Here is a 19,527-nt window from a genome sequence, read left to right on the forward strand (position 1 = left end):
TTGAGAAAATTTATTGAAATTTAGGGGATAAATTTAAAAGTAGTCGGCGAACCGACTACTTAGTTTTAGTGTAGTTTTGACCAAACTTTGCTTTTCCAAAGTCCAGCGAAAACTGATAAAATCGCGAAATATAGCATTATGTAAAGTGCTGTTTTTTCGCGCTCATCTTTTTTGCTATCGCCGACTTCTTCGAGGTAGGCGACGACTTGATTTTCAGCTTCTTGTGTCAAACCAACGCGAGGCATAGATGTGCCTGGGAGTTTCTTTTGTGTATCGTTGATAAACTCGTGCAAATAATCAGGCAACTTCGAGCGAATCATCATTGATAAATCTGGCGGAGTAGAGCCCATGTAGGCTGCGACTTTCTCCATATCGCTTGTGACTTTGCGACCAGCATATTTGACATCGTGGCATCTTTGGCATGAGTCCTCGAAAACCTGCGCGTTTTCCATTGCGCTTGGTGCGATTGAGCGTAGATATGCTACGATATCTGCGATTTCTTGGTTTATATCATCGCCAAGTCCGTAAAATGCTGGCATTGGGTGCGGATTTTCATCGCCAAATTTATGATCTAGCTTCATCGCCATTACAGGATCTTTGATAAGAGCGGATAGGAATTTTGGTGAGTATAGATATCCTGCACTGCTAAGATCTGGCGGATTTACACCATAAGCTTCGCTAGCACTTGTCGCGTCCATTGGAGCGTCCATGCCAAGCTTGCTTACGCCGTGGCATGCCACACAACCTGCGTTCATAAAGGTATCAGCGCCTCTTGTGGCGTCACCTTTGATAATGTCGATTTTGTTGATCTCGTCCCAAAATAGCGTAACTTTGTCTTGTTGGTTTTTCGCGTCTTGAAGCGTTCTAGTCGCACTTGCAATCATACCTTCATCGCCTGAGTTTTGGGCTGTTTCTAGGGCTTTTTGCGCTTTTTCTACATTTGTAGTAGCAAGCGTGATATCCTCGGCCGCAAAGTCATAATTAGCAGGATCAACATGCGGGCTAAGTCTAGTATGAGCAAAAGGCTCAATCATCCAGTATAAAACCGCTACTAAAACAACGAGTATTGCTAATGTTTTTATCTCTTTCATCTTAACCTCTTTTCTTTCTTTCTGCGATTGTTATCAAAGGCAAGACAACTACTATCAATGCGATATAAAGTATCGATAAAATAAAGCCCCAATATGTATTTGATATGCCAAGCTCTGCGCCGTCTGCTGGGAGTTTGCCAAATAGGCTTAAAAGTATCATATCGATTAGTAATACCCAAAACCAGATAAAATATGCTTTGTTTCTGTGAGCTGGGGCTACAACAGAGCTTCTATCCATCCATGGAACTATCATTAGTGAAACGCCAGCGAACGCAAACGCCATAAGTCCGATATCTGCTGCCTTTAATGGTCCAACATCAAAGAAAAATCCGCGTAAAATTTCATATTGCCACAAGAAATACCACTCTGGGTAGATATGGTTTGGTGTTTTGAGGCTGTTTGCAGGGTCGAAATTTATCGGATCCATTGCGAAATTGAATTGAAAGCCAACCAAATAGAAGAAAAATATCATAAAGATTGAGAGATATAAGAAGTCTTTTGATAAAAATCCTGGCCAAAATGGGATAACTTTCGCATTTTTTGTATCGCCGCTTAGGAATTTTTCGCTCTCTACCTCAAAATCGATTTCTTCGCCGTCTAGGTTATTGACATGAGGGACGCGAAGCGCGTAGAAGTGAAGCGCGATGACAGAGATTACGACTATCGGAAGCAAGCAGACATGAAGCATAAAAAATCTTGTCAAAGTCGGATCGCTTACAGCGTAATCGCCTCTGATCCACTCGACCACAGCTGGTCCGATGACTGGAATTCCACCGAATAAATTTGTAATAACCATAGCTGCCCAGTAGCTCATTTGTCCCCAAGGAAGCATATATCCACTAAAAGCTTCGGCTGAAAAAAGTATGAAAAGTAGCATACCGCTGACCCAAATCATCTCTCTACCTTGCTTATATGAGCGATAATAAAGTCCCACAAAAGTGTGGATATAAATCACCAAAAACACGACCGAAGCAGCCACTGCGTGGATATGTCGCCATAGCCAGCCATATTCTACCTCTTGCATGATAGTTTTATTTACGCTATCAAAGGCCAAAGCAGCGTCTGGTTTGTAATACATTACAAGCATTAAACCGCTTACGAAAAGCACGATAAATAGCGTCATTAAAATAACGCCCATAGCCCATAAAAAGCTGATGTTTTTCGGAATCCAATACTCCGTCATCATAACTTTCATAAATTTATTAACAGCAAGTCTTTGATCTAACCAATCCAAGATGCCTGTTGATTTTCTTACATGCATATCAATCCTCCTACGCTTTGCCCATTAGAGCTTGATATTCAGGACCCTCTTCGCCAAGGACAAGTTTAGTTCCGTCGATTTTAAACGGAGGTATATCCATGCCGCGTGGTGGCGGACCAAACACAGCTACGCCGTCAGTGTTGAAAACGCCTCCGTGGCATGCGCAAACGAATTGTTTAGAAGCTGGTTTGTAGCTAGGGATACAGCCCAAATGCGTGCATAAACCGATACAAAGCGTGTATCTAGCGCCACCTACGACGACATCTCGTTCATCGTTTTTGCCCATATCGGCTGTCTTTTTGAGAATAAATATTGGCTTTTTGCGCCACTCTGTCCTGTATAGCTCTCCGTCTTTAATCGGGCTTAAATCCACAGTCGTTACGCCGGCTGCTTTGACGCTAGGAAGCGGATCCCAGCTTTTTTTCATACCGCCTAATGCAAATACGCCACCCACAGCAGCGACCGCACCAAACGCAAGTCCGATAAAGCCTCGTCTATTTTCACTAAAATCAGATTTAACAGACATCTTTACCCTTTCTTTTTGTGAAATAAAAGGGTAATTCTAGCCAAATAAATATTAAATTTAATTGATTTGAGTTAAGAATTTTGGCTTAAAATGCCTATTTAAGGGAATTATTTAATGAAATTTTAAAATTTAGAGTTTGAAATTTTATTTTTACAAACTCTAAATTTCATATAATAAATTTTACAATCTAGCCGATTTTCCCGAGCGAAAATATGCAACGATTGCCAAAATAAACATAGAAGCTGTCATTATATATGCCCAGCTTGGCACAGGGATTTTCTCGCCCGCTGCGTAAGAGTGCATACCTGTGAGATAAAAATTTACTCCAAAATATGTCATTATGACGCTAAAATACGCAAACATCGACGCTACGGCGAAGGCAAATTGTGAATTTAGCTTTGGCATAAATCTAAAATGTACCACAATCGCATAGACAAAAATCGTAATCAAAGCCCAAGTTTCCTTCGGATCCCAGCCCCAATACCTGCCCCAGCTCTCGTTCGCCCACACGCCACCTAGGAAGTTTCCAGCTGTTAGCAAACAAAGCCCTAGAATCATCGACATTTCGTTGATTCTAGTGGCTTCTGTGATATTGCGCGCGATTTCTGGGTTGTTTTTGCCGAAGCAAAACATCAAAAGCGTGAAAATTCCAAGCAACATACAAAGCCCCAAAAATCCATAGCTAGCGGTGATTACAGAGACATGGATTGTCAGCCAGTGTGATTTTAGCACTGGTTGTAGATTTGTGATTTGCGGATCCATATCGCTTAAATGCGCCACCATTAGCGTAATTCCCGCCATAATCGCCGTTAGCGCCAAAGAAATCGCGGATTTGCGCGAAAAGAAAATTCCACTAAGTGCTAGCGCCCACGCGATATAAATCATCGACTCATACGAATTCGACCATGGCGCGTGTCCTGATACATACGCTCTAAGCCCAAGTCCGAAAGTATGTATCAAAAACGCCACTACATTTACAAACCAAACTAGATTAAACGCCCATTTTAAGCCCAAATTTGGCTTCATCATACGGATAAAAATAAAGATTAAAAGCAAAAATCCAGCGGTTGTATAAATCGAAAAAAGTCGTTTGAAAATATGCGCGTTGTTGTATAAAATTTCATATTTTATCGCACTCTCGCTAGGTGCTAACTCGCCACCGTTTTTGATTTGATAATCCTTGATAATGCTTAGCATTTTGTTCGCGCTTTGCCAGTCGTTTTTGTTTTGGGCGTAAATCACAGCTGTGGCAAACATCGCGCTCATATCGCGCACCTTATCTCGCTCGCTTTCGCTTAGCATTTCAAGGGTTGCAAACGGCGAAATCCAGGTGCTATCGTTTGACTTTCCAGCAGGGATTATGCGGAAGTATTCGCCCATAATCGCGCCGTAAAACACATTTACTCTCTCATTTACTTTGATGATTTCTTTATCGAGCGTAGAGCGGTTGCCAAGTGGTTTGCGGTTGATTTCCTCGCTTAATTTATCAAGCTTATAAAAGCTCTCATTATCCTTCATTTCGAAAAAATCCATCATCGAAGCGTATTTTTGATTTTCGTTAAGACCCAAAATTTTGCGTAGTTCCTTATCGCCCACGCGGATAATTTTAGCGGTGCGCCAATAATCTTGATTTAGCATAAATGAAAGCAAGGCTTCATTGTGATTGAGCGTAATCCCGTCCTCGCCCTTGTAGGTTTCGCCGCGGTAAATTTTGTGCAAAATTTCGCGCGAAACTGTATCAAATGGCTCCATACGGCCATTGAAACCTTGCACGACTAATTTGCCTAATTCTTTGCTAAATTCCTTATCAAAATTTGGCAAATTTAGCTTGATTTCATTTAAATTCACACTCTCATTTCCCTCTGCGTGGGCTAAATTTGGCGCAACACAGGCGAAAATTACAGCCAAAATCGCCACGCTTTTTGCAAGGTGAGTGTTTTCGCTGATGAGTTTAGAAAGCTTGAAAAAGCGCGAATTTGGGTTTAAAAAGTTTAAAAACATGCCAAGGCAGAGCAGAAAATATCCTAGATATGTCGGGAATTTGCCCGGGTCGCGATTTACAGATAGCACGGTGCCTCCCTCGTCCCTGTCATACGAGCTTTGGAAAAATCTGTATCCGCCGTGATCTAGGACATGGTTCATATAAATATCGTAATCATAGCTGTTTGCGCTGTCTTTGACGGTGACTTCGCTTTTGTATCCTGAGGGCGAGTTCGTGCCTGGATAGCGATCCATGACGAAATCGCGCAAAGCTAATTTAAACGGCAAATTTACCATTTTTGGCCCCAAAAGCGTGATAAAATTTGCGCCGCCGACTTCGTATTGAAGACCTTTTTCGCCTTGGATTACTAGCACCTCTTTGCTTTCGTTGTTATAGCTAAGATCTGCGATAATGCCACCCATACCAGCTAAATTTTCCTCGACCCTAACAAATTTTTCCACAGCTGAGCTTAGTAGGCTAACTGGGGCGAAATTCGTCCCCTCAAAGCTATAAAGCGATAAATCATCGATTAGATTATCTTCATTTTTATTCAGTGCGATTTTTTCGCTAGTGCCCATTTTGGTGGCGTTTATGTCGAAATTTGAGTTTATGTAAAATTTATCGCCGTCGTTTTTGACATAGATGAAATATTTGGTTTTTGGCATGGTATTAAAGCTAATGCTAACCTCGCCTAGCTCGATACTTTGGCCAGAAAGTAGCGAAAGGGGCTGTTTTTGGGTATCGTTTGAAAACAAAAACTCGATTCTAGCGGGTGCGCTTTGGCTCTCGTCTTTGACCCATTTTAGCTCGCCGTGCGGGATAAATTTTTTAAATTTCAAATTTGCGTTTTTGCCATTTACATCTAAATTTAAATCAAATTTCATCTTTCCTACGCTGCTTAGGTAGTTTTTTTCATCGGCTGAGATGAAATTTTTATCCTCGCCTATGCTGATTAATTGCACAAATTCGTCCTTGGTGCTAATTAGCGAGCTTTCCTCTCCCTCTCTAATGTGCAAATTTCCCTCAAATCCAAAATACCTCGTAAGCCCAGCCCCAAGTAAAATAAAAAGAAAGCTTAAATGAAATATAAAGGTCGGAAGCTTTTTGATATCGCCGAGGCGGTAGCGGTAGATATTGTAGGCCAAATTTAGCCCTAAAAGTAGCATTATCAGCCCGAACCACCACGCATTATACACACTCGCCCACGCTACTGGCGTGCCAAATGCAGTCTCTACAAATGTCGCCACCGCACACGCGATAGCCAGCAGGGCAAGCATAATGCTGGCAGATTCCATGCTAAAAATAGATTTCATATTTTTCCTTGCTAAATGATAAATTTTATTAAGAGCTGGGATTTTATCAAAAAATTCTTAAAAATTCTCATTTTTTGTAATTAAATTCACACACCTTGCCTACGGCTTGATTGCACGGAATTGCCGAGATAGAATTATCTGGCGAGCCGTCGATGATTTTATCTGAATACACTAGATAAATTATGCTCTGGCTTGCTTCGTCAAACATACGCACGACATGGGTTTTTTTAAAGATTAGCGAGGATTTTTTCGCAAATATATCCTCTTTTTTAAGCTCCTCTTTGATTATGATTTTTGGGGCTGTTTGGCTGCATGAAACAGAGGCTTCTGAGCGGTCTTCTTCGACGCCAACAATCTCTTTGGCGCCACCTTTTTTGGCGTATGAGATAAAGCATGTAACCCCGTCGATTTTAGGGTCGCTGACGCTGATAACCTCGATTCTATCGTTTTTGCCAAAAATTCTGAACGAAGTATTTACGCTATCAATCACCTCATAATCCTTAGCAAAAACTGCGCCCAAAATCGCACAAACAAGAAAAAATTTTTTCATTTTGACTCCTTAAATTTGACAAATTTTAACATTTATAATTTAAAATATTGTAATTTTTTTGTTAAGGAATTTTATGATTGAAGATATTTTTAGAGAATACGATATCCGCGGAATCGTGGGCGAGGATCTAAACGAAGAGAGCGTTAAGGCGATTGGTTTTGCCTTTGGTATGCATTTGCGCCATTTAGGCCGTGAGCGCATCAGCGTGGGCTATGATGCGAGGCTAAGCGCGCCAGATATGTTTGAATACCTAGTAAGTGGGCTTAATTACGCTGGGCTTAGGATTTTTGATATTGGCCTTTTGCCTACGCCTGTGGGGTATTTTGGCGTATTTACGCATAAATTTGATGCAAACATTATGATTACAGGCTCGCACAATCCGAAAAATTATAACGGCTTTAAAATCACAATCGGCACGGATAGTTTTTTTGGCGCACAGCTTAAAACACTCGGCCGCCAAGTGGCTGAATTTATGGCTAGTGGCGTAGAGATCCCAACAAATACATTTTGCGAAAAATATAATATTTTGGGCGAGTATTTGGATTATTTCGAAAAAGAATTTGCAAATTTGAAAAATTTCAAAACACCATTTGTGATTGATTGCGCAAACGGCGCAGCAGGTGTTACGGCGTGCAAAATCGTGGAAAGATTGGGCTTAAACGCTAAAATTTTATTTCCAGAACCTGACGGAAATTTCCCAAATCACCACCCAGATCCAAGCGAAGAGAAAAATTTAGCCGATTTAAAAAATGCAATTAGCGAAAACGGGCTAAATTTGGGCTTTGGTTTTGACGGAGACGCCGATAGAATCGCCGTGCTAACAGCGAAGCGAAATATCAAAGGCGACGAGCTAGCCTGTCTTTTATCGCTAAATATGAAAGAGCCGAAAATTTTGGGCGAGGTGAAATGCTCGCAGGTAATGTATGATGAGATAAACCGCCGTGGCAAGAGCTTTATGGGCAAAACAGGTCATAGCAATATCAAAAAGGCTATGAAGGAGCTTGGCATTGATTTGGCAGCTGAGGTGAGCGGGCATATTTATTTTAAGGAGCGATATTTTGGCTTCGATGATGGCGTATATGCGATGATGAGAGTGCTAGAACTCGTCGCAAAGGGCATTGATTTAGACGCCGAGCTTGACGCGCTTCCTGTAATGTACAGCACCGATGAGATTAAATTTAAAACCACAGACACCGCAAAATTTGAGATAATTGAAAAATTTAAAAATTTAGCCAAAAGCGGCATTTCTGGGCTTCCAGCCGTGCGCGATATGATAGAAATCGACGGGGTTAGATTGAGGTTTGATGATGGCTGGGCTTTGGTGAGAGCTAGCAATACCACACCGATAATCGTAACGAGATTTGAGGCAAAAAGCCCTGAATTTCGCGATGAAATGCAAAGGGTGATAATGGGCGCATTAGAGGAGATTGCAAAATAATGGAAAAAGAGCTAGTCGAGCAAAATATAAAAGAGCTTCTTGGCGCTAGGGCTGAATTTTTCGCGCTACTAGACGAAAAAGTGCCAAAAATAGAGGGCACAGATGTGTTTGATTTCGCAAACGCAAAAGAGGCGAATTTAAAGGAAATTTACGCCAAATTTTACGGCTATGATTACGCTATTCGCAAGCTTTTGCCGTATTTATACAAGGCGTATGGAGTGAGCTTTAATGTCTGAAATTTTGATTGATAAATCAGCGTATTTTCACAATCTTTCGCAAATTTCGCAAAAAGTAGCCAAAGAGCGCATTATGCTGGTGCTCAAAGACAACGCTTATGGGCATGGCATGCGCGAAATCGCTGGCTGGGCGCGAGAGTTTGGTATCAAAAGAGCCGTTACTAGGACGCTAGATGAAGCGCGCGAGATTTCGGAATTTTTCGAGGAAATTTTGATTTTATCGCATATCCCAAACGGCAGCGAAGAGCTAAATTTCACCTACGCCATAAACGATATGAGCTATTTTTCGCGCCTAAAACAGGGCGCGAAAGTCCATATCGTGGCTGATACAGCTATGCATAGAAACGGCATTTGCGCGCAGGATTTAAGCGAGGCTTTGGCACTTTGCAAAAAATACTCGCTAAATTTACGCGGATTTTTTACCCATTACCGCGCTAGCGATGAGCTAAGCTCTGATTTTTACGCACAAAGGCAAAATTTCGCCGAATTTAAAAAAATCGCCAAATTTAAGGCAAATGAGGCTGGATTTAATGAGCTTATTTTCCACTCCTCAAATTCAGCAGCGATCGAGCGTAGAGCGGGGTTTGATGATGAGTTTGTGCGCGTGGGTATGGCGCAGTATGGATACGCTCAGTTCGATGATAGCCTAAATTTGCGCCCTGTGCTTAGCTTATGGGCTGATTTAATCAGCCACAGAGTGCTTAAAAAAGGAGAGAGAGTAGGCTATGGCGGGGTGTTTTGCGCGCCGTGCGATATGAAAATCGGCACCTATGATTTAGGCTATGCGGACGGACTTTTGCGATACGCTGGGCTTGGGGATTTACGATTAGCCAGTGGCGAAAGAGTGCTTGGCAAAATGTCCATGGATAGCTTTTGTGCTGAATTTGGTGGCGAGCGAGTCTGCGTGATAAATGACGCCAGAGAGTGGGCGAGATTTTTTGGCACGATTGAGTATGATGTGTTAGTTAAACTTCATGAAAAAATATCAAGGAGAGTGGTATGAACGAGTTAGAAAACCAAAATGGCGCCGAACAAATCGGCTATGACGGCGAAAAAGGCGCAAAAGGTGCAGAGCAAAGCCAAACTTACAATGGCTCTGCTACTAGCGAGAAAAAATCATCAAAAGGCTGGCTAAAATGGCTGATTATCGCTGGCATAATTTTGGCTGTGTTTGCGATTTTCGCCGTGCCTGTGTATAACAAACTGACCCTAAAAGACGAAGATGTCAATGCGGCTTGGGCGCAGGTGCAAAACCAATACCAACGCAGAGCCGATTTGATCCCAAATTTCGTCGAAACTGTCAAAGGATACGCAAGCCATGAAAGAGGCACCTTAGAGGGCGTAATCGAGGCTCGCGCGAAGGCAACGAGCGTGAAAATCGACGCAAACGATATCGCAAATAACCCGGAAGCCTTTACGCAGTTTAACAACGCACAAGGCGAGCTAAGCTCGGCTCTATCGCGCTTAATGCTGGTTGTAGAACGCTACCCTGAGCTAAAAGCGAACTCAAATTTCACGGATTTGCAAAATCAGTTAGAGGGCACCGAAAACCGCATAGCTGTGGCTCGCAAGGACTATATCGCTGTGGTGCAAGAGTATAATAAGATGATTAGGGTTTTCCCTACAAATATCATCGCCAAACTCGTAGGCAAGGGTGGAGCTAAGCCTGTATTTAACGCAGGCGAAGCCAATCAAAACGCGCCAAAAGTTTCTTTTTAGATGATTGAGCAAATTTACAAAGACGCCATAACGGATAAAATTTCAAAGGCCGAAGATGCGAGCGACGCTGAAATCATCTGCGTACTAAGTGGCGAGGCTTTGGACTTAGAGCCCCTTAGCTGGGGCGTGGCTTGCACGATTGCCTTTATAATGGGGACTGCGCTGATGTTTTTCCAGCAAGTAGGCAAAATAGGCGCGTTTGAGTTGATTGCGATTGTATTTTTGCTCTTTAAATTTCTATTTTCTAAATTTCCTAAATTTTTAGAATTTTTTATACCTAAATTCTTTAAATTTAGGCTTACTTACGACTTTGCCGTGAGTAAATTTGAGCTGTTTGGATATGATAAAATCCCAAACGCTGTGATTTTTTGCGTTTGCAAAAACGAAAAAATCGCGCACATAGTCTGTGGTGAAAATATCAGCGCGAAGATTGATGATTCTGAATTTTTGCAGATTGTGCAGGAATTTTGCGCCCAGGCAAAAACTGCGAATTTTGGCGAGGCTGTGAGCGTGGGTATAGATAGGCTTTGCGCGTTAATAATGGCGAAAATCCCCCATGAAATGGGCGATAAAGATGAAATCAAAGAAAAGATTGTGGAAATAAAATGAGAAGAATTTTACTTTTTTTATTTTTGGCTTTATCTTTTTCGCAGGCTAAAATTTCAGACTATCTAGCCTTGCCAAACGACACGGCCATTATCGACGAGGCGGGTATTTTGCGCGCCTCTACGGCTGGTGCGTTAAATGAAATTTTGCTTAAATTTGACGAAAATTCTACCAATCAAATTATGGTCGTAACCCTAAAAACGCTCGGGGATTACTCTATCGAAGAGGTCGCGAACGAGCAGGCTAGGGCGCTTGGCATAGGGCAGAAGGGCTATGATAACGGCGTGCTTTTGCTCGTCGCGCCAAACGAGCGCAGGGTGCGTATCGAGGTCGGATATGGCTTGGAGGGCGTGCTGACTGACGGCGTGTCAAAACGCATAATCGAGTATAAAATTTTGCCCCATTTTAGGGCTGGGGATTTTGAGGGCGGAATAGTTTCCGGGGTGCTTACGATCCTCGATTTTATCGAGAGTGGCGACATAAAATTCGCCAAAATCGAGCGCGCTCAGGGCGAGGAAATCGACATTGATTTCATAATCTTTATGCTTTTCTTTTTCTTTGTATTTTTTATGATGATGAGAAATAAATCGCGCTCACACGGGGATTATGGCAACACTATCATCTTGGGCGACGGGCTTGATGAAATTTTGCGCGGTGGCTTTGGCGGCTCTGGCGGATTTGGCAGAAATGGCGGATTTGGCGGCGGTTTCGGTGGCTCTGGTGGATTTGGGCGTAGTTCGCGAGGAGGTGGCTTTCGCGGTGGCGGAGGCGGATTTGGCGGTGGCGGTGCCAGCGGTGGGTGGTAAGCCTGCAAATTTCAAATTCAAAATCTAAAATTTAATCATAAAGGCGAAAATGTATATCATACAGCGCGAATTTAGCGCGAATTTAGAGGTCAAAAAGTCAAATTTCATCGCGCATTTGGTGCCGTTAGCTGAGTTTGAGCGCGTGCGTGAGCGACTAAAAGACGAACACCCCAAAGCCCGCCACATCGTCTGGGCGTATCGAGCGCTAAATGAGTATTCCCAAATCGTCGAAAACCAAAGCGACGACGGCGAGCCTAAATCCACGAGCGGCCCATCGTGCCTAAATGCGCTTCGTGGCGCAGGTCTGATTGACACGGCTGTGCTTGTGGTGCGGTATTTTGGCGGGATCAAGCTAGGCACTGGCGGGCTAGTGCGCGCGTATGGCGGGGCTGTAAATTTGGCGATAAATGCGAGCGAGCTAGTATTATACGAGCTCAAAAAGCCTTGCGAATTTTTCGTGCCGTTTGCGCAAATTGCGAAATTTGAGCATTTTATGAAAAAGCAAAATTTCGCTTACACGCTAAATTTCACCGACACAGGGGCTGTATTTTCGTGCGCTCTTTCTCAGGCGCAAATAGCGATTTTCGCGGATTTCGCGCAGGGTTTCATCGCGCCATTTGAGATACTTAGATTGCCTGAATTTTAAATTTTCCACATAATATTATTGTTATTTTTTTATTTTAAGTTAAATTTTATAAATCACTTTGTAAAATTGAGAGAAATTTTATCGTAAAGGAAAAAAATGCCAAGACCAACCCCTAAAAACAACGAAATCAAGCTAGATCCGGGCAGGTATATCGTCTCTCGCACCGATCCTAAGGGCATCATCACATTTGGCAATGTGTATTTTTGCGCTATTTGCGGGTATAGCGTCGAGGAGCTACTCGGTCAGCCACACAACATAATCCGCCACCCAGATATGCCAAAAATCGCGTTTAAGCTCATGTGGGATACGATCCAAAAAGGTCGCGATTTCGTCGCAGTCGTCAAAAATATGGCGAAAGACGGCAGTTACTACTGGGTCATGACCGAATTTATCCCTAAAAAAGACCCCGCCACAGGCGAGATTGTCGAATACACAGCCTACCGCAAGGCTCCGCCACGCGCTGCTATCGATATCGTCGAACCGCTGTATAAAAAGCTTCTCGCCGCAGAGGAGCAAGGCGGTATGGAGGCTAGCGAGGCGCTTCTAAACGAGTATCTCAAAAAACAAGGCGAGACTTATGAGAGCTGGATTGTGCGCATTACTGGCAAGTCAAACCCGATTACTGCGCTGTTTTTTAAGGCGATGAGGAAGCTTTTTGGCTAAATTTGGCTTGAAATTTGATGATTTAAATTTGTGTGGATTGTGAATTTTGATTGTTTAAATTTTAGTTTTTTAAATTTTTGGTTTGAAATTTTGATTATTTAAATTTTTGTTTTAAATTTTGGTCATTTAAATTTGTGATTGGAATTTTGATTATTTGAAATTTTGTTTAAATTTACGATTAAAATTTTGGGCTTATAGCTTAAAATTTTACTTGAAATTTTGTTTAAATTTTAAATTTCATTTTCCCTTTTGCCTAGACCTTGTGTCTAGGCTTTTTTATTTCGCATTTTTTCCGCTAGCGCAACTTCTAAACACTGCCCCGAGATTTTTGTATGCTATTGTCATTGCAAAAGCAAAGTAAATTTTGCTTTGATTTGTCATTGCGAGCATAGCGAAGCAAATTTGCCTTGTTTTGTCATTGCGAGGAGCGAAGCGACGAAGCAATCTAGGGAAATTTAGATAAATTTTAATTCACAGATAAATTTCAAATTATCAAATGAATTTTGACAAATTTTAGAATTTTCTCTAAATTTTTCTGGATTGCTTCGCTACGCTCGCAATGACAGATTAGGCGAATTCTCGCAATGACATATCGAGCGAAAATTGCTTCACAATGATAAAATTCAAATCTCATAATACAAATCTTTCCAAAATGGATTTACGCTTTCAATCAAAGCTAGTTTTTGTTTTCTGCTTCCGCCTTTTAGCTGTTTTTCGCGCAAAATCGCACTTTCTACGCTATCGCAACTCTCAAAATACCCGAGTTTATCCACGCCATATTTTTCGGTAAAACCTTTGATGATTTTAGTTTTATGCTCGTAAATTCGGCGTTTTAAGTCGTTTGTAACACCGACATATAAAGTGCCGTTTCGTTCGTTAAAAAGGATATAAACGAAGTATTGTTTCAAATTTTTGCCTTCATTTTTTGTAAAGTATATCAAAATTCACCTGATTTGTCATTGTGAGGGGTAAAGCAAATTTGCCTTGTTTTGTCATTGCGAGGAGCGAAGCGACGAAGCAATCTAGGGAAATTCCGATAAATTTCAATTCACAGATAAATTTCAAATTATCAAATGAATTTTGACAAATTTTAAATTCTCTCTAAATTTTTCTGGATTGCTTCGCTACGCTCGCAATGACAGATTTAGCGAATTCCAAAAATGACATAACTAGCGAAAAAATTTCCATGCTCACAACCCTCAAAAATTCCCTCAAATTTCCCCCAAAACGGCGCAAAAAAAAAACGGCGATAAATTTTATCCTTTACAAATGTGTAATTAAACTTTTTTTAAATTTTAAAGAGATAAAATACGGAGTTATTTATCACATTTTGCGATTAAGTTCGCAGAAAAAAGGAGTTTTTCATGAACAAGGTCTATAAGCTCAAAAGGAGCTCTCACGGCGTCAAGGTCGTTAGCGAGATCGCTAAGGGACACAGTGGCGAAAAAACTGTGCGCGAGGGGTTCGGTAGCACGATTTTTTCAAGCATTGGCAAGATAGCGAGCGCGCCTGCTCTGGGACGGCTGGCTATGTCGCTAGCTACGATAGTGGCTATTAGTGCGCCATTTGCGCCAGAGGGTCTGTATGCAGAACAGATTGAGAGAGGCACTGGTGCTCATGCGAACAAGTCTCAGTCAGTTGCGATAGGTGATGGCTCGATAGCAGGTGCTGGTGAGGGTGCGCCAGCAGTTGGACTTTTTAAAGGTGCATATAGAGATGCGCCTTTGGTAAATTTAGAGGTTAGAAAATATACTAGCGCAGAAATGGATGCTTTTGGTCATGCTGGTGCGACTAAAAATTTCCACTATTTAGGTTATACAGATTCTTCTGGTCGATTTATCAAAATCGGTGGTTTGGCTGATGATACTGAATTGTATGATAGCAATGGAAACTTACGCCCAGATGTAATCCAAGCGTATAATTATGATACTGCTATGGAGAGTGATCCTAATCCAAGACAAAATTGGGTCGGCGACAATATCTATACAGTCTTTAATAATATAAAACAATTTATAGCCAATAACAAGAAAGGCATTTTTACGGCTGATACTGGTAGTAAAGCATTTGCGTTTGGCGTAAATTCTATCGCTTATGGCAATAATGCATTAGCTGGTATGGGCGGGGTTGCGTATGGTGAAGACTCTATTTCTGTCGGAGGTAACTCAGTGACAACTGGCGATAAAAGCACAGCCATAGGTAAAAATACATTTGCAAAAGATCTCGGAACCGTAGCTATCGGTGGTGGAGATAGTAGTAAAACTGCTTGGATGCCTGCTGATAAGAATCAGAAGATGTATTGGAACGGCGTAGAGATTTCAAAAGATGGATTTGGAAGATATGAAATAGGGATTGCTGGCGCACAGGCAATTGGTGATGGTAGTGTTGCGTTAGGCTCTAATTCTTGGGCTGATAGTGGTGGTGGTCAAGGCAATGTCGCTATCGGATACCTAGCTATCGCAAAGGATTTATCGAAACGCTCTGATAATGCTGGACAAAGCGTAGCTATCGGAACGCAAGCTAAGGCTATTGGTTCGCAAACATTAGCGATCGGTGCAAATACCGTGGCTAGTGGATATGGTTCTATCTCTATCGGCGGTGATGATATCGGTGCTCGTACAGATAAAGATCCTAACAACCCATACAATAAATATAAACTAATAACTGATTATATAGAAGTTGTTGGCGGACCTAACAATGTTTCCGATAGAGTTAAACTTTTACAAGAAGCCTTTTATAGTGACAATAAAATAGAGGACTCTAATCCTGAGAGCAGATGGATGAAAGGCAAAGGATACAAGGCGACAGAGGCTAGCGGGCTTTCTTCTATGGCGATAGGTCAGAGCTCTGAGGCTAATAACACATTTGCAAATGCTCTTGGTTTTACAAATACCGCTGGTGGTATCGCCTCTAACGCTATCGGTGTAAATAATATCTCCGCGGGTAACCTCTCTACCACAATCGGTGTAGAAAATAAAGTCTATGACGCAAATTCTACTGCAATCGGTGTAATAAACTATATCGACGAGCGCTCTCAAAATGCTATGGCATTAGGTAACCGCAATAGGATGTATGACTCTAACTTCTCTATCGCAGCTGGTTACTATAATACAAACAAAAACGAAAATACTATTACCGTCGGTTTGGAAAATACCGCAGATGGTAACACTAGTTCAGCCGTAGGTCTAAAAAACTATGCTCATGGCAATGGTGCTATTGCTGTGGGTGGAGGAAATATAGCGTGGGATGCAAATTCAACCGCATTTGGTATCAGAAATGAGGCTTGGGTTGCAAATACCCTAGCTATCGGTTCAGAAAACAATGCGACTGGTTTGAATTCTATGGCGTTGGGTTCAGAAAACAACGCTACTACGAAAAATTCTGTTGCTGCTGGTATGAGAAATTTAGCTGCTGGTGAAAAATCGGCTTCTCTTGGTTATGAAAACAAAGCATTAGCGTCGGAATCTTTCGCTGTGGGTTCTGGTAATATCGTAACCATAGATGGCAATAAATCTATCGCTCACGGTTTTGATAATACTGTGAGTGGTAAAAATTCTATCGCTATGGGTTCTGGCAATACCGTAAAAGGCGATCGCTCAGGTGCATTTGGTGATCCGAATATTATTGATAGCGATGATAGCTATGTCGTAGGTAATAATAGTAAGATAAAAGAAGGAGATAATAGCGTATTTATCTTAGGAAATAATGTTACTAACACTTATAAAAATTCTGTATTTTTAGGCGATGGTGCAGCGTATGTGACAGGCAAGACCTCGGCTAGTATGGATACATACTCTACAAATTCTGTCGCGATAGGAAAGATTGCGGCAAATAAATTAAGCTTTGCAGGTGCTAAACCTGAGGGCGTAGTGAGCATAGGCAACGCCACTGCTCCACGCAGAATCCAAAATGTCGCCGCTGGTCTGATTTCTGCTGATAGCACAGACGCAATAAATGGAAGCCAACTATACTCTGTGATAGAGAATTTGCCAAGTGGCGGTAGTATCACTAGCGACGACAGAGTCGTAAGAATCGATAATGATAAAATAGTAAGCCCATATATACACATAAACGGTGTAGGCTCTGCGACTAATGTTACTTCTGCACAAGCAAAAGCTTCAAATGCTATTGCAATCGGTATAAATTCAGAAGCCAATAAGACAAGTGCCGTAGCGATAGGTAATGGCTCTAAGGCAGGGGGCGAGAACTCTGTGGCGCTTATGGGAACAAAGGTAACTGGTAATAGAGCTATGGCATGGGGCGATGCTGGCAATCAAGCTACTAATTGGCGTTCTACTGCTTGGGGTAAAGGCACAGAGGCTAGCGGGCAACAAGCCACAGCATTTGGCGAGGGAACAAAAGCAACCAAAGATAATTCTACTGCTTGGGGTAAAAATACAACAGCTAAACAAAATCAAGCTACTGCATTTGGCGATGGCACAACAGCTAGCAATTATCGTGCTACTGCTTGGGGTAAAGACACAGAAGCTAGTGGTAGCGACTCTACTGCATTTGGAACAAACACAAAAGCAACTAAAAATAACGCGACAGCCTTTGGTTCTAGCACGGCGGCTAATTCCACAGGCGCAACTGCTTTTGGTGCGAACACAAATGCAGGAACGGTATTTACATATAAAGGCGAAGTCGTTACACCTTTAAGAAGAGTTATAACGCTAGAAGATGAAGCGGGAAAAAGAGAAAAAGAAGTTTGGGTTCTTTTAAAACAAGATGGCACTATTCTTAAAGAAAAAGTGATGTTCTATAATGAAGGCGATACCTATAAAGATCATGTTGCAGTTAATGGCGAAGCATACGCTTATAGTTATAGTGCATTATTTAATAAAAATACCAATCCTAATGCACTAGGCGATGGCGATAAAGATGCAAATAACATTGCCACTTATGCTACTGCTTTTGGTGAGCATACGATAGCCTCCGGTCAAGACGCTACTGCGTTTGGTTGGCGTTCAGCAGCTACTGCATGGAATGCCACTGCATGGGGTCATGAAACTGCTGCTACTGGCAAGAGAGCTACTTCTTTCGGAACAGAAACTTGGGCTAGTGGTAGTCAAGCAACCGCATTTGGTTATAGAACAGAAGCTAGCAATGAGAACGCTACTGCTTGGGGTTCAAATTCAAAAGCCACAAGCACAGGAGCGACAGCATGGGGAAGTCATACCTTAGCAGGCGGTGATAATTCTACTGCATGGGGTAAAGATTCGGAAGTTTATTCTGGTGAATGGACAGACCCTATTACTGGCAAAAAATATACAGACATTAGTATCCAGTTTGAATTAAGAACAGGTGATAATCCTGATGGTGATACATATAAAGTGCCAGTGCTTGATGAAGAAGGCAATCAAAAGCTTGATGAAAATAACGAACCAATATTTGAAGAAAAAATTGTTCAAGTCCAATTAGGTACTTACTGGGTGCAAGGTCGAAATGAGGCAGGTGAGTTAGTAGAGATTGAAAGAAAAGATGAGTGGGAATGGGTCTATTCAGGAGAATTTGACCAAGACCATAGAGAAGATGTCAAAAGATGGATTAGAAAAAATGGCAATACAGCAGGAGATTACTCTACTGCCTTTGGTGATAGCTCAAAAGTATATGCCGAAAATGCACTTGGTGCATTGGGTGGTATCGTAGAAATAGATGGTATAAATTCAGCTGCTATCGGCAAGGGCGCGACTGTATCTGTGGCTGATACCATAGCGCTTGGTAGCGGTTCGGTGGCTAATAGAGATAATCTAGGCGAAAATAACGCTACTTGGCTTGCTCAAACTTATAAAGGCTACGATGTTCAAACAAAAACAGCAGGCGATAAGAATTTAAAAATGCCTGATAATGCTGTATGGATTGGCACACGCAATGCAATCTCGGTAGGCGATTTTGATAATAATATCACTCGCCAAATCACAGGCGTAGCAGCTGGTTGGCATGATACAGACGCAGTCAATGTCGCTCAACTAAAACGAGCAGTGAGCGGTGCTGGCACAATCTGGTCTGTGGGTATAGACAAAAATGGCACTGGCACGAACAAAGACGGAACTCTTACATTTGGCAAACACACAGTAGGCACTGAGGATTATAATAAAACTGGTCTTGACTTTATCGCTGGGGATAATGTAGATATCTCGTATGTCGAGCTAAGCAAAGATAATAATGAAACTAGTAGTGCGTATGGCATTAAATTTAGCGCGAAAGATACAAATGTAACTTCTAAAAACGGAACAGTTATCATAGCTACTACACGCAGCGATGATAATATGACAACAAACTATGATTTGAAAGTCCCTGTTAAGCTAGGTGGTGATAACAATGACACTATTACTCTTGTTTCATATAACAAGGCGGGTGAGCCTATATATGATAAAAATGTAACATTGACTAATGTCGCACCTGGCGTAGATGACACTGATGCTGTTAATGTATGGCAGTTGAAAAAAGGCGTAGAGGGTAATAAAACAAAAGTTACTGTAAATGGTGGCACAGTCGCTCCGACAGACGGCACTTACACAGATGGTAACCTAAAACTTACTCATGGCGGTGAAGATAACAACACCTATGACCTAAAACTTGCTAATAACCTAGTAATAGGTGAAAAAGGTGAAAACGGCAAACCTGGTGAAGATGGTCAAATCAAAGTTATCGACAAAGATGGCAATCCAGGTGTAACTGTTGCTGCAAAAGA

At 41.9% G+C, this 19,527-nt stretch carries 14 protein-coding genes and 1 pseudogene; 9 read left to right on the forward strand and 6 right to left on the reverse strand.

Annotated features, from left to right (window positions below):
- Positions 1–65: 65 nt before the first annotated feature.
- From OFO01_RS08165 to OFO01_RS08185, 5 genes are all read right to left on the reverse strand, one after another.
- The gene (locus tag OFO01_RS08165) at positions 66–1,091 is read right to left on the reverse strand and encodes a c-type cytochrome (RefSeq protein ID WP_270859956.1); all 1,026 of its coding nucleotides are present in this window, start codon (positions 1,089–1,091) and stop codon (positions 66–68) included.
- Position 1,092: 1 nt separating this feature from the next.
- A complete protein-coding gene (locus tag OFO01_RS08170) occupies positions 1,093–2,352 on the reverse strand; it encodes a cytochrome b (protein WP_270859957.1) in 1,260 nt (419 codons plus the stop codon).
- Positions 2,353–2,362: 10 nt separating this feature from the next.
- The gene (petA, locus tag OFO01_RS08175) at positions 2,363–2,878 is read right to left on the reverse strand and encodes a ubiquinol-cytochrome c reductase iron-sulfur subunit (protein WP_270859958.1); all 516 of its coding nucleotides are present in this window, start codon (positions 2,876–2,878) and stop codon (positions 2,363–2,365) included.
- A gap of 180 nt (positions 2,879–3,058) precedes the next feature.
- On the reverse strand, positions 3,059–6,172 hold the full coding sequence (gene ccsA / locus OFO01_RS08180; protein WP_270859959.1) for a cytochrome c biogenesis protein: 3,114 nt from the start codon (positions 6,170–6,172) through the stop codon (positions 3,059–3,061).
- A 67-nt stretch (positions 6,173–6,239) separates the two neighbouring features.
- Positions 6,240–6,722, reverse strand: a complete 483-nt coding sequence (locus OFO01_RS08185; protein WP_270859960.1) for a CreA family protein — start codon at positions 6,720–6,722, stop codon at positions 6,240–6,242.
- A 73-nt stretch (positions 6,723–6,795) separates the two neighbouring features.
- On the opposite strand from OFO01_RS08185, the gene OFO01_RS08190 reads away from it, so the two are divergent.
- The 8 genes from OFO01_RS08190 to OFO01_RS08225 all read left to right on the forward strand — a co-directional run bounded on the left by OFO01_RS08190 (position 6,796) and on the right by OFO01_RS08225 (position 12,836).
- Positions 6,796–8,160: a phosphomannomutase/phosphoglucomutase gene (locus tag OFO01_RS08190; protein WP_270859961.1), complete on the forward strand. Its 1,365-nt coding sequence runs from the start codon at positions 6,796–6,798 to the stop codon at positions 8,158–8,160.
- On the forward strand, positions 8,160–8,396 hold the full coding sequence (cmeU, locus tag OFO01_RS08195) for a CmeU family protein (protein ID WP_270859962.1): 237 nt from the start codon (positions 8,160–8,162) through the stop codon (positions 8,394–8,396). Before OFO01_RS08190 ends, cmeU begins: the two co-directional genes overlap by 1 nt.
- Positions 8,389–9,399: an alanine racemase gene (locus tag OFO01_RS08200; protein WP_270859963.1), complete on the forward strand. Its 1,011-nt coding sequence runs from the start codon at positions 8,389–8,391 to the stop codon at positions 9,397–9,399. Before cmeU ends, OFO01_RS08200 begins: the two co-directional genes overlap by 8 nt.
- Positions 9,396–10,115, forward strand: coding sequence for a LemA family protein (locus OFO01_RS08205; protein WP_270859964.1), 720 nt, complete (start codon positions 9,396–9,398; stop codon positions 10,113–10,115). Before OFO01_RS08200 ends, OFO01_RS08205 begins: the two co-directional genes overlap by 4 nt.
- A complete protein-coding gene (locus tag OFO01_RS08210; protein WP_270859965.1) occupies positions 10,116–10,724 on the forward strand; it encodes a hypothetical protein in 609 nt (202 codons plus the stop codon). It abuts the gene before it with no gap.
- On the forward strand, positions 10,721–11,527 hold the full coding sequence (locus OFO01_RS08215; protein ID WP_270859966.1) for a TPM domain-containing protein: 807 nt from the start codon (positions 10,721–10,723) through the stop codon (positions 11,525–11,527). Before OFO01_RS08210 ends, OFO01_RS08215 begins: the two co-directional genes overlap by 4 nt.
- A gap of 49 nt (positions 11,528–11,576) precedes the next feature.
- Positions 11,577–12,173, forward strand: a complete 597-nt coding sequence (locus OFO01_RS08220) for an IMPACT family protein (protein WP_270859967.1) — start codon at positions 11,577–11,579, stop codon at positions 12,171–12,173.
- Positions 12,174–12,269: 96 nt separating this feature from the next.
- Entirely contained in the window at positions 12,270–12,836 is a 567-nt protein-coding gene (locus tag OFO01_RS08225) for a PAS domain-containing protein (protein ID WP_270859968.1), read from the forward strand.
- A 623-nt stretch (positions 12,837–13,459) separates the two neighbouring features.
- Here the strand turns inward: OFO01_RS08225 and OFO01_RS08230 are convergent.
- Complete coding sequence (locus OFO01_RS08230) at positions 13,460–13,744, reverse strand: GIY-YIG nuclease family protein (protein ID WP_270859969.1); 285 nt, start codon at positions 13,742–13,744, stop codon at positions 13,460–13,462.
- A 456-nt stretch (positions 13,745–14,200) separates the two neighbouring features.
- On the opposite strand from OFO01_RS08230, the pseudogene OFO01_RS08235 reads away from it, so the two are divergent.
- Positions 14,201–19,527, forward strand: a pseudogene (locus OFO01_RS08235) (hypothetical protein); the annotation flags it as partial.

Source organism: Campylobacter sp. JMF_01 NE2 (assembly GCF_027737365.1).
Taxonomy (GTDB): domain Bacteria; phylum Campylobacterota; class Campylobacteria; order Campylobacterales; family Campylobacteraceae; genus Campylobacter_B.